Here is an 11,869-nt window from a genome sequence, read left to right on the forward strand (position 1 = left end):
ACGGTGCCGTCGTCTTTTCCGGCTCTGGCGGAAAACCCATTGCCCTGCCTAGAATCGGCCACCAGGACAAGGTGTCCACAGGAGCAGGGGAAGGATGCACAGGACGATTCTGGCGGCCGCGCTGGCCGTCATCGGGGGCGTTGCCGCAGGCAGCGTGGGGGCGGTGGACCTGACGCAATACCTGCGTCGCGAGACTTTCACCGACATCAAGATTTCGCCGGGAGGCGAGTACGTGGCGGCGACGGTGCCGATGGAGGACGCCACCGCGATTGCCGTGCTGCGGTTGAAGGACAAGCAGATGGTCGGCAGTTTCCGGCCACCCAGCCGCAACCACGCGCAGGAATTCGACTGGGTCAGCAACGAGCGCCTGCTGATCGGCCTGGCCCAGAAGTGGGGCTCGCTCGACCAGCCCAATCCCACCGGCGAACTCTATGCCATCGACGCCAACGGCAATCGCGGCGAACTGCTGGTGGGCTACCGAGTCGAGAGCAACGGCCCGGGAACCCGCATCCAGCCGAAGAAGGTCGAAGCAGTGGCCGCCTTCCTGGCCGACGACCTGCCGGGCGACGAGCGCAACGTGCTGGTCACGGTGTGGCCGCTGGCCGAGGATCCGTTCACCCGCGTAGATCGCATGGATGTGACTACGGGTCGTCGCTCGCGGGTGGCATCCTCGCCGGTAAGGCGCGGCGAGTTCACCACCGACGGCGCCGGCGAAGTGCGCTTCGTGCATGGCTCGGGCAGCGACAACATCAACAAGCTGTACTTCCGCGAACGCAGTGGCGACAGCTGGAAGCTGATCAACGACGAGGCCGTCAGCAAGCGCATCGAAACCGCCCTCGGCTTCTCGGCCGATGACAGCCTGGCCTACCTCAACGTCGAGCAGACCCAGGGCCCGGACGCGATCGTCAGCTGGAACCCGCAGACCGGCGAGCGTGCCACGCTGCTGCGCGACGAGGTGGTCAATCCGTATCGCATCATCCATCGGCCCGGCACCCACGTGCCGGTGGGCGCGCTCTATCTGGGCGATACGCCGCGTACCCGGTTCTTCGACGAGAAGTCGCCGGAGGCGCGCCTGTACCGCAGCCTGGAAGCCGCCTTCGGAGGGCCGGTCTACATCACCTCCAGCACCCGCGATGGCCGTGTCGTGCTGGTGGAAACCTGGTCGGGCTCGAACCCGGGCGATTTCTACGTCTACGACACGGTGGCGCGCAAGGCTGACCACCTGATCAGCCGCAGCGACTGGATTGACGTGGACCGCAGTGCCAGCGTGAAGCCGATTGCACTGAAGGCGCGGGACGGGCTGCCGTTGCATGGCTTCCTGACCCTGCCGGCCGGCAGCAACGGCCGCAACCTGCCGATGGTGGTGATGCCGCATGGCGGTCCGTTCGACATCTTCGATTCCGGCCAGTACGACCGCGAAACCCAGATGCTGGCCGCCGCCGGGTATGCCGTGCTGCAGGTCAACTTCCGTGGGTCGGGCAATTACGGCCGGGCCCACACCCAGGCCGGTGCGCAGCAGTGGGGCGCGGCGATGCAGGACGATGTCACCGATGCCACCCGCTGGGCAATCAGCGAAGGCATCGCCGATGCTCGTCGCATCTGCATCTATGGCGCCAGCTACGGGGCCTACTCGGCGATGATGGGGGCGGCCCGCGAACCCGGGCTGTATCAGTGCGCGGCCGGCTATGTGGGGGTCTACGACCTGCCGATGATGTACACCCGTGGCGATATCCAGGACCGCGGCTCAGGCGTGACCTACCTGCGCGAATGGCTGGGTGATCCGGCCAAGCTGGGCGCGGTGTCGCCGGTGAACCTGGCCGAACGGATCAAGGTGCCGGTGTTCCTCGCCGCCGGTGGCGAAGACAAGCGTGCGCCGATCCAGCATACCGAGCGCATGGAAGCGGCGCTCAAGCGCGCCGGCACACCGGTGGAAAGCCTGTACTACAAGACCGAAGGCCACGGCTTCTACACCGAGGCGCATCGCAGCGAGTACTACGACAAGCTGCTGGCGTTCCTGGCGCGCAGCCTGGGGGGCAAGACCGCGACGACCGCGCCCGTGGCCGGCAAGGACAAGGCGCCCTGAGCCCAGTGCCTGCGGGGGAGTGGTCCCCCGCAGGCGCTGAGGTGCGATGACCGCACAGATCGTATTTGAAACAAGTTGCATGGCATATGTGCCTGCTGCGTGGGGATCATGCTTGTTTCCCCGATACGGTGTTGCCATGGCCCTCCCTGATCGATGCACACCTGTGCTTGCCCGGTGCGGAACGCTGGCATTCGCCTGTCTCGGCTTGCTGGTCCTGGACGTGCAAGCCGAGGTGGGGGAACGCTACGAGGCCGATGAAGTCGCACGCTCGCTGCTCGCTACCGGCGCGGTCCACGAGGAGGGGTTGCAGCTGCATCGATGGTTGACGGGGGCCGCGGTCGACATGCCCGCGGACGCTGAGCGCGAGGTCAGGATGATGACCCGCGCGATTGCATTGGCAACCGGGCTGACGGACAGCTGGATTGACGCGCTGTACGGTGTGGAAGCAGCGGGGTCCGAAGCGCAGGCAGCGCGGAAACTGCTGGCGGACGCCAACAGCGCTGGCGCTTCGCGCTGCATGGCGCACGGCGTCAAGCAACAGCCGGAGAATGCGCCGCTGCACGGTTATGCGTTGGAGCGCTTCGGGGACACCCCGCTGCCGGCTCATGCAACGGTTGTCGACGTTCAATACCGATGCATCACCTCCTACATTTCGGCTCACAGGGTTCTCGCGTTGGCCGCGATAGACGTGCTCAAGCAGGGGCGCCGCCCGGTAGCGGGGCAGTTGCTTGCCGATCTGCAGGCGGGCATGGCGCGTGATCGGCACTGGCCCCAGGCAGACGGTGGTGACATGCAGCTGCTTTCGTTCTGGAAGGGGCGCGCGTGGTCCGGTGATCGGCGGCTGGTCGAGGCACTCGCCAGACGGTCGATCTCCATGGACGAAGTGCGGCCCGTGGATGCAGTCGCACAGAAGGCGCTGTTCGCAGACTTCAGTGAACAGGCCCTTGGACAACCGGCCTCGGAGGAGCTGACCACCCAGATCCTGCTATGGATACCGCCCGTTCTGCGCGAGTCACTGCGCAGTGATGTGGAGGCCTATGTTGCCGCGGCAGCGGTCTCGCCCCTGCAATGTCAGCCGGTGCGAGCACAGCTCATCGACGAAGAAGGCCGGCGCGCGCGCATGGAAGTTCGATGCACGGTACCGGCGCTGGATGCCATTGCGGTGCCGGAGATGGCCGCATCCCTTCCAAAAGATGCGCTGGAACAGCACTACCGGCAGGTGTTGGGGGCGTTGCGCACGTCCATCGGCAGCGTCGGAAGTACCACCCTGATCGGCTTCACCACCCTCGGCTGGAGCGCGCATGCCCAGCGTTGGGACTTGCCCGTCGGCGCGCACGCGGCTTTGCAGGCGCGCACGCTGCTGCCGACGCCGGTGGTCGACGAGTGGGGCAAGCCGTCCAACATCAGCCGCTTCCTGCCGGACGTGCTGCGCGTGCAGAACATCGATCCTTCAGCCCTGGACGAAGATACCCGCGACAAAATCCAGAGCATGCGGCTGCAGATGGCCGACGCCATGCGTGGCGGTTGGCAATGACGTCGGGACTTACTTCACCCCGTGCATCATCTTCTTCAGCAGCGGCGCGGCGATGAAGGCCGCCAACGCGCAACCCAGGCCGATCCACATCAGCAGCCAGAACAGGTGCGCGTAGGCACCGGCGGCAGCCACCATGTCCAGCGATTCGCCTTCCGGCACCTCGATCGCGGCCAGCTTGCCGAACAGCGCGGCCAGCGTTTCCGAGAATGCGGTGGCCAGGAACCAGGTGCCCATCATCAGGCTCATCACCCGCGGCACGGCCAGCTGGGTCACCGCCGACAGGCCGACCGGCGAGAGGCACATCTCGCCGCTGGCCAGCAGGAAGTAGGCCAGCACCAGCCACCACACGCTGGCCATCTCGCCGGTGGCGCCCACCTGCTGTGCGGCCAGCGCCAGCGGCACGAACGACAGCGCGCCGATCACCAGGCCCCAGGCCGACTTCACCGGCTTGCCCGGTTCCCAGCCGCGGCGGTCCATCCACGTCCACAGCGCGGCGAAGGCCGGAGCGAGCAGCACCAGGAACAGGCCGCCGAGGTAGGTCAGCGAGCCGGCGGTCTGCGGAATCACCAGGCAGTCGCGCACCAGCAGCACCAGCATCAGTACGACGATGGCGGCGAAGAACGTGCGCGGCGCGGCCGAGCCCGGGCGCCGTTCCGACAGGCGCGCGCTGACCACGAAGCCGAGCGGTGCCAGCAGCAGCGAGAGGATCGACCACGGCAGCGGCGTGCCGCCGGTGATCACCAGCGAGGGCACGATGTCCTTGGTCAGCAGGCGGTCGGTGAAGGTCACCCACGAGCCGTAGGACTGCTCGTACATCGTGAAGAACACCAGCGCCATGAAGATCAGCACCATCAGCGCGATCATCTGCTGGCGCTGCACCGGCGTGCATTTCGTGCCGGTGAACCAGGCGAACCAGACCAGCACGCCGCCCAGCACCACCAGCATCAGCATCAGCGCCAGGCTGATTTCACCGCCCAGCGCGAACGCGCCGTTGCCGGCGGCCCACATCAGCCATGCCACCGGCAGCACGCCGAGCACCGCGCACAGATAGATGAGCCATTCGCGTGGCAGGCCCAGCACCTTCTGCTTCAGCGCCGCCGGTTGCGGCGGTTCGGCATGGCCCTGCAGGTACTTCTGGCCCCACAGGAACATCGCCAGGCCGGCCAGCATGCCGATGCCGGCCGCACCGAAACCGTACTTCCAGCCGTAGGCCTCACCGAGGAAGCCACACACCAGGGACGAGAACAGCGCGCCGAGGTTGATGCCGGCGTAGAACAGCGAAAAGCCCGAGTCGCGACGCGGGTCGTCCTTGGCGTACAGCTTGCCGACAATGGTGGAGATGTTCGGCTTCAGGAAGCCGACGCCCATGATGATCAGCGCCAGCGACAGGTAGGTCACCGCCAGCGCCGAGGTGTCGCGCACCACTTCGCCGTTCACCCGGTACGCGGCGTGGCCCTCGAAGGCCATGCCGAGGTGGCCGAGTACCAGCAGGATGCCGCCGAACAGCACTGCCCGGCGCATGCCCAGCCAGCGGTCGGCCAGCATGCCGCCGAACACCGGGATGCAGTACACCAGGCCACCGTAGGCACCGAGCAGGTCCAGGCCGGCCTTGTCGCCGAACAGGTGGTATTTGGTCAGGTACAGCAGCAACAGCGCCTTCATGCCGTAGAAGGAGAAGCGCTCCCACATTTCAGTGAAGAAGCAGACGTAGACGCCCTTGGGGTGGCCCAGGAAGTCGTCGGAAGCAGAGGCGGCAACGGTCATCGACGGCGGGGACAGCGGAAAGGGCGCGATTATAGGCCTCTGGGCCTGGGCAGGCAGCCGCCGGTGGATCCACGCCATGCAGGGATGGCGCTCCCCCGGCGGCCACCGCTCACAGGTATCGCAACCAAGGCAGATCGCGCCTTCGCGCTTTGAACCGCGCGAAGGCCCGCGTCGGCGGGTACAGCACCACCGCCAGCGCACAGGCCACCAGCAGCAGGCCGCTGACCGAATCCAGGGCATATAGCTCGCCATGGGTCGGCCCCCAGGCCGCCAACGCGGCCAGGTACAGCCCCTTCAGTACGTACAGGTGCAGCAGGTAGAAGAACATCGGCGCAGCGCCGATATCGGCCAGCGGCTGCAGTGCCCGCGCCAGCGGCGGCCATTCGTACAGCCGCAGCAGCAACAGCCCCACGCCCAGGGTCAGCAACAGGAACTGCAATGACGGCGGGTACTTGGTGACGTTGAAGATGCTCAACCACGTGCGCAGCGTAGTGGTCTGGTACGACCAGGGAGCATCCCCATACTGGTTGGCGAACCGCAGCAGCGCGAACAGGGCCAGCGCGCCGACGCCTGCCCACAGCAGCCAGCGCTGGCGCTGCTCCGGCGCGCGCGCGCGGCCGAACCAGGGCCCCATCAGATAACCCAGCGCAATCACCCCGATCCACGGCAGTACCGGGTAGGAGGTGCGCAGGCGCAGCGCGCCGGCCTCGATCCAGTCGCGCTGGTGCAGCACTTTCCACAATAGCGCCAGCAGGCCATTGCCTTGCACCCGTAAGCCGTCGAACAGGTTGTGCCCGGCCACCACCGCGATTGCCAGCACCAGCAGGGCCGGGCGCGGCAGCCAAAGCAGCCCGGCCAGCGCGATCATGCTCAGCCCGATGGCCCAGATCACCTGCAGGTACAGCGTTTCCGGCGGCAGCTGGAAGGTCCAGGCGAAATTCACCAGGGTCAGTTCCAGCACCACCAGGAACAGCCCGCGCTTGAGCAGGAACGCAGCTGTGGCCCCGCGCGGATCCGCCTGGCGCTGGCCGTACAGCCAAGCCGACAGCCCGGTCAGCAGTACGAACACGGGGGCGCACAGGTGGGCCAGCAGACGGCAGGCGAACAGCGCAGGGGAGACCGTCGCTGCGTCCATCGGGTCGCTCACCTGGTGTTGCAGGAAGAAGGTCTCACGCACGTGGTCCAGCAGCATCAACAGCATCACGGTGCCGCGCAGCTGGTCGATGGAGGCCAGGCGGGTAGTGGGGGAAGGGGCCACGTACGAAGTTCGGTCGGCGTGGCAGGATATAACATAACAATTGCGTCTTTCCAGCGCGTGCTGAGCTGTTCCGACGAGCGCGCGCGTCGGCTCAGGGCAGGCAAACCGAGGGGCTCCAGCCCAGTGCCTCGTCGTAGTGGACCTGGATCGCTCGCAGGCTCCCGTCGGGGTTGGCCTTCAAGCAGAATCGGGCGCTGTGGTATTGCGTGGCGCCGGTCCTGGTGGCCGACAGCGAAACGTCGTACAGGCGTCCGGGCTGCAGTGGCATGGCCGCTTGCCTTGAAATGGCGTTGACTGGCACTTCTCCGTAGACCACGCAGGCTCCGGGTGGAAGTGGGATTGATGCGGGATGGGCAAAGTAGAAAGACCATTGCCGCCGCAGCGGTGGAGCAATTGCGTCATGCACCTCCACACCAAACACCTCCGGAGTTTTACCGATACGCTTGCGCTCTTTCTTGGGTAGTCCGAAACAGGGTTTGCCGGCGTGGTCGGTGATCTCGACTTCGCCAATGCGGCTCCAGGCAGATGCGTAGTCGCAAAGCGGCATCAGGCAGATCAGGGTCACGAGAGCCACGACCGGTGATTTGATCGGGCGGATCCGCAGTGGGTTGTTCATCGGGCGGCTCAGCGTCATCGGTTCAGATCATGAACACGATGCACGGGGCGTTGAGGCACTTCAAACGATGATGGCTGGAATGCTGCAGGACTGGTTGGCCTGGCCCCTGCAGGACAAGAGACCGCGAGGCCCGGCAGCCGTCCGGGATGTGCCCCATGCGCTTGATGCGTTGGCCGAGTTTGGCCAGAAGCGACTATCTCACTGCCGACCTGGCCGCAACCCTCCCGAACCGCACTGGACTTGCCGCCCCCTGAACGCTAGCGTGGCAGGGATTTTTTGCCAGCAGGGGCTCCCATGAACCACGACGCTGCGCCCAAGCAGCTCACCTTCCGCGCAGTGGCCCTGGCCATCGTGCTGGCGGTGGTGCTGTCGGCCGCAAACGCCTACCTCGGTCTGTTCGCAGGCCTGACCATCGCCACCGCCATTCCCGCCGCGGTGATTTCCATGGGCGTGCTGCGCCTGCTGGGCGGTGGCTCCATCCTCGAGAACAACATCGTGCAGACCGGCGCCTCGGCCGGTTCGTCGATCGCCGCCGGTGTGATCTTCACCATCCCGGCGCTGGTGATCATGGGCTACTGGCCGGACTTCAAGTACTGGTGGGTGCTGGGCATCGCCGGCCTCGGTGGCCTGTTGGGCGTGCTGTTCTCGGTGCCGCTGCGCCGTTCGATGATTGTCGAAGACCCGCTTCCGTTCCCGGAAGGCAAGGCTGCGGCCGAAGTGCTCAAGGCCGGTGAGAACCCGGGCCCGGGCCTGAAGATCCTCGGCCTGTCGGCGGTGATCGGTGCCTTCGTCAAGCTGGCCGCGGAAAGCGGCATGCGCCTGATTCCCGATGCCTGGGCCACCTCGGCCTACGTCGGCAGCTCCAAGGTCACCGCCTTCATCGGCACCAACCTGTCGCCGGCACTGCTGGGCGTGGGCTACATCGTCGGCCTCAACGTCGGCATCGTGGTGGTGTCCGGCTCGATCCTGACCTGGCACATTGCCATCCCGATCTACCAGGCGTTCTTCATGAACACCGACCCGGCGCTGGCCGCGTCGGTTGCCGCTGCCTCGTCCACCGAGGCCGCGTTCGCCATCTGGGGCGCGAAGATGCGCTACCTGGGCGTCGGTGCGATGCTGATCGGTGGCATCTGGACCCTGATCTCGCTCCGCAAGTCGCTGCTCAACGGCGTCAAGAGCGGCTTTGCCGCCGCCCGCAAGAGCGGTGGCCCGGTGCTGGCGCACACCGAGCGCGACCTGCCGATGAAGTGGATGCTGGTCGCCCTGGTGGTGTTCGTGCTGCCGCTGCTGGCCCTGTACCAGGCCATCGTCGGCCAGTGGCACGTGTCCATCCCGATGACCCTCATCATGATCGTCGCCGGCTTCCTGTTCGTCTCGGTCTCGGCCTACCTGGCTGGCCTGATCGGCTCGTCCAACAACCCGGTTTCGGGCATCACCATCTCCACCATCCTGTTCGCTTCGGCCGTGCTGGTGGTGCTGCTGGGCAAGGATGGCCTGCAGCCGGTCGGCGCCTTCGGCGCGCCGCTGGGCGCGGTGGCCGCGATCATGATCGGCGCGGTGGTGTGCTGTGCTGCAGCGGTCGGCGGTGACAACCTGCAGGACCTCAAGGCCGGTTACATCGTCGGTGCCACCCCGTGGAAGCAGCAGCTGATGCTGGGCATCGGTGCGTTCTCGTGCGCGCTGATCATGGCCCCGGTGCTGAACCTGCTGGCCACCGCCTACGGCATCGGCGTGAAGTCGGAGCTGCACCCGAACGCGCTGGCCGCGCCGCAGGCCAACCTGATGGCCTCGGTGGCCAAGGGCCTGTTCGGTGGTGAACTGCCGTGGACCTTCATCGGCATCGGTGCCGTGGTCGGTGCCGCCATCATCGCGTTCGACAGCTGGCTGAAGTCGCGCAACGCCCGCTTCCGCGTGCCTGTGCTGGCCGCCGCCATCGGCATCTACCTGCCGCTGGAACTGATGGTGCCGATCTTCCTCGGCGGCCTGATCGCCTACCTGGTCGAGCGCTTCCACAAGGTGCGTGCCGATGACGAAGAAGGTCGCGACCGCGTGCACAAGCCGGGCGTGCTGTTCGCCGCCGGCCTGATCACCGGCGAAGCGCTGATGGGCATCGCCATCGCGATTCCGATCGTGGTGAGCAGTCGCGCCGACGTGCTGGCCGTGCCGTTCCACCTGCCGGGCGCACAGTGGATCGGCCTGGCCGTGCTGTTCCTGGTCTGCTGGCTGATCTACCGCACCGGCAAGCGCGCCATGGCGTAAGGGTTGGGGTCGGATCCCTTCCCGCAGGGAAGGGCTCTGACCCCGGGTTGACAGCGTCTGGGGTCAGAGCCGATTCCGTCGGAATCGGATCCGACCCCGGTGTCCCCACAAACCGCGCCACGGCGCGGTTTGCCTTTTCTGGCGAAGGCATCGACCCGTCCCCGGCCATGACCGATGGCCTTGGCAGCCCCGGCCGCACGGGCCTACCATCGGTTTTTTGCCGTCCTGCGGAGACCCCGATGAAACTGCGTCATGCCCTGCTGCCACTGAGCCTGCTGGCCGCCCTGCCCAGCGTCGCCGCTGCCCGTGGCCTGGAAGTCCGCGACATGGTGGCCATGGACCGCGTCTCCGCACCGGTACTGACCGCTGACGGCGGCACCGTGGTGTTCGCCAAGCGCAGCGTGGATGCCAACCTGAAGGCCTCCACCGCGCTGTTCGCGCGCAACCTGCGTACCCGCGATGCAGCACCGCCGAAGCAGATCACCCCGGCCGGCTGGAACGTCAATTCCGCTTCGCTGTCGGCCGATGGCCAGACCGTGTATTTCCTCAGCGCCAGGAACGGCAGCCAGCAGCTGTACGCGCAGCCGGTCAGCGGCGGCGCCCCGCGCCAGCTGACCGACTTCCCGGTCGACGTGGACAGCTACCACGTGTCGCCGCAGGACGACCGCGTGCTGTTCAGCGCCGGCGTGTTCCAGGCCTGTGCCTCGGACCTGACCTGCACCGAGAAGAAGCTCAAGGACGTCGCGGGCGCCAAGGCCAGTGGAAAGGTCTTCGATTCGCTGTTCGTGCGCCACTGGGATACCTGGAACGACGGCCGCCGCAACACCCTGTTCGTCGCGCCGCTGCCGGCAGCCAAGGCCGGTCCGGTCAAGGGCGCTTCCGCGCTGAGCGCCACCATCGACGGTGATGCCCCGTCCAAGCCGTTCGGCGGCAATGATGATTTCGCGTGGTCGCCGGATGGCGCCAGCGTGGTCGCCAGCATCCGCGTGGCCGGCAAGCAGGAGCCGTGGTCGACCAACTTCGACCTGTACCGCTTCGACGCGGCGGGCAAGCAGGCGCCGGTCAACCTGACCGCCTCCAACCCGGCCTGGGATGCCGGCCCGGTGTTCAGTGCCGACGGCAAGACCCTGTTCTACCGCGCGATGAAGCGCCCGGGCTTCGAGGCTGACCGCTTCGGCCTGATGGCGATGGACCTGGCCAGTGGCAAGACCCGCGAGATCGCCCCGCAGTGGGATCGTTCGGCTGGCGGCATCACCCTGTCCGCCGACGGCGCCAGCATCTACACCACTGCCGATGACCTCGGCGAACACCCGCTGTTCCAGATCGACGTGGCCAGCGGCAAAGCCACCAAGCTGATCGGCGACGGCAGCGTGACCTCGGTGGATGTGGCCGGCAACAGCGTGGCGATCACCCGCAACAGCCTGAAGAGCAACGACCAGGTGCTGGTTGGCTTGCTGCCGGCCGCGGGCGAAGCCATCGGCGAGCTGCGCGCGCTGACCCCGGCCGCTGGTGAGGTGCTCAAGGATGTCAGCTTCGGCGACTACGAACAGTTCGAGTTCAAGGGCTGGAACAACGACACCGTGCATGGCTACGTGGTCAAGCCGCACAACTACCAGGAAGGCAAGTCGTACCCGGTCGCGTTCCTGATCCACGGCGGCCCGCAGGGCAGCTTCGGCAATGGCTGGAGCTACCGCTGGAATCCGCAGACCTACGCGGGCCAGGGCTATGCGGTGGTGATGATCGACTTCCACGGCTCCACCGGCTACGGCCAGGCGTTCACCGATGCGATCAGCCAGCACTGGGGCGACCGCCCGCTGGAAGACCTGCAGAAGGGCTGGGATGCGGCGCTGAAGAAGTATTCCTTCCTCAATGGTGACAAGGCCTGTGCGCTGGGCGCCAGCTACGGCGGCTTCATGGTCAACTGGATTGCCGGCAACTGGAACAGCCCGTTCAAGTGCCTGGTCAACCATGACGGCGTGTTCGACCAGCGCATGATGGGCTACGCCACCGAAGAACTGTGGTTCACCGAGTGGGAGCAGGGCGGTACGCCGTACCAGAAGGCGGCGAACTACGAGAAGTTCAACCCGGTCAACCACGTGGCGGACTGGAAGAAGCCGATCCTGGTCATCCACGGCCAGCAGGACTTCCGCATCCCGGTCGAGCAGGGCCTGGCCGCGTTCACCGCTGCCCAGCGCCAGGGCATCGAATCGAAGTTCCTGTACTTCCCGGATGAAAACCACTGGGTGCTGAAGCCGAACAACAGCATCCTGTGGCATGACACCGTCAATGCCTGGCTGAAGCAGCACATCGGCAACTGATGGTTGCGGCGCCGCCCTCCGGGGCGGCGCTTCTGTT

General features: G+C 66.5%; 7 protein-coding genes. 4 read left to right on the plus strand and 3 right to left on the minus strand.

Annotated elements, in window-relative coordinates; translation table 11 throughout:
* Positions 1-94 precede the first annotated feature (94 nt).
* On the plus strand, positions 95-2,083 hold the full coding sequence (locus tag VG556_RS04895) for an alpha/beta hydrolase family protein (protein WP_100449606.1): 1,989 nt from the start codon (positions 95-97) through the stop codon (positions 2,081-2,083).
* Positions 2,084-2,219: 136 nt separating this feature from the next.
* Complete coding sequence (locus tag VG556_RS04900) at positions 2,220-3,617, plus strand: hypothetical protein (protein ID WP_146257705.1); 1,398 nt, start codon at positions 2,220-2,222, stop codon at positions 3,615-3,617.
* Between the two features lie 9 nt (positions 3,618-3,626).
* Here the strand turns inward: VG556_RS04900 and VG556_RS04905 are convergent, their stop codons facing one another.
* The 3 genes from VG556_RS04905 to VG556_RS04915 all read right to left on the minus strand — a co-directional run bounded on the left by VG556_RS04905 (position 3,627) and on the right by VG556_RS04915 (position 7,273).
* The gene (locus VG556_RS04905) at positions 3,627-5,381 is read right to left on the minus strand and encodes a peptide MFS transporter (RefSeq protein ID WP_014646346.1); all 1,755 of its coding nucleotides are present in this window, start codon (positions 5,379-5,381) and stop codon (positions 3,627-3,629) included.
* Positions 5,382-5,490: 109 nt separating this feature from the next.
* Positions 5,491-6,639, minus strand: coding sequence for a DUF1624 domain-containing protein (locus VG556_RS04910; RefSeq protein ID WP_100449608.1), 1,149 nt, complete (start codon positions 6,637-6,639; stop codon positions 5,491-5,493).
* Positions 6,640-6,730: 91 nt separating this feature from the next.
* Positions 6,731-7,273 carry a hypothetical protein gene (locus VG556_RS04915; protein WP_234413132.1) on the minus strand — a complete coding sequence of 181 codons (543 nt, stop codon included), beginning with the start codon at positions 7,271-7,273 and terminating at the stop codon, positions 6,731-6,733.
* Between the two features lie 276 nt (positions 7,274-7,549).
* Between VG556_RS04915 and VG556_RS04920 the strand changes: the two genes are divergently transcribed.
* Both VG556_RS04920 and VG556_RS04925 read left to right on the plus strand, forming a co-directional pair.
* The gene (locus VG556_RS04920) at positions 7,550-9,514 is read left to right on the plus strand and encodes an OPT family oligopeptide transporter (RefSeq protein ID WP_100449609.1); all 1,965 of its coding nucleotides are present in this window, start codon (positions 7,550-7,552) and stop codon (positions 9,512-9,514) included.
* Positions 9,515-9,753: 239 nt separating this feature from the next.
* A complete protein-coding gene (locus VG556_RS04925) occupies positions 9,754-11,832 on the plus strand; it encodes an alpha/beta hydrolase family protein (protein ID WP_100449610.1) in 2,079 nt (692 codons plus the stop codon).
* The last annotated feature ends 37 nt before the right edge of the window (positions 11,833-11,869 follow it).

It is taken from the genome of Stenotrophomonas sp. CASM106 (assembly GCF_049384825.1).
GTDB classification, from domain to species: Bacteria; Pseudomonadota; Gammaproteobacteria; order Xanthomonadales; family Xanthomonadaceae; genus Stenotrophomonas; species Stenotrophomonas muris.

What these genes read in the sequence shown, in the direction of transcription:
- VG556_RS04895 (WP_100449606.1), top strand. Translation starts at nt 95, where the DNA reads ATGCACAGGACGATTCTGGCGGCCGCGCTGGCCGTCATCGGGGGCGTT.
- VG556_RS04900 (WP_146257705.1), top strand. Translation starts at nt 2,220, where the DNA reads ATGGCCCTCCCTGATCGATGCACACCTGTGCTTGCCCGGTGCGGAACG.
- VG556_RS04905 (WP_014646346.1), bottom strand. Translation starts at nt 5,381, where the DNA reads ATGACCGTTGCCGCCTCTGCTTCCGACGACTTCCTGGGCCACCCCAAG.
- VG556_RS04915 (WP_234413132.1), bottom strand. Translation starts at nt 7,273, where the DNA reads ATGACGCTGAGCCGCCCGATGAACAACCCACTGCGGATCCGCCCGATC.
- VG556_RS04920 (WP_100449609.1), top strand. Translation starts at nt 7,550, where the DNA reads ATGAACCACGACGCTGCGCCCAAGCAGCTCACCTTCCGCGCAGTGGCC.
- VG556_RS04925 (WP_100449610.1), top strand. Translation starts at nt 9,754, where the DNA reads ATGAAACTGCGTCATGCCCTGCTGCCACTGAGCCTGCTGGCCGCCCTG.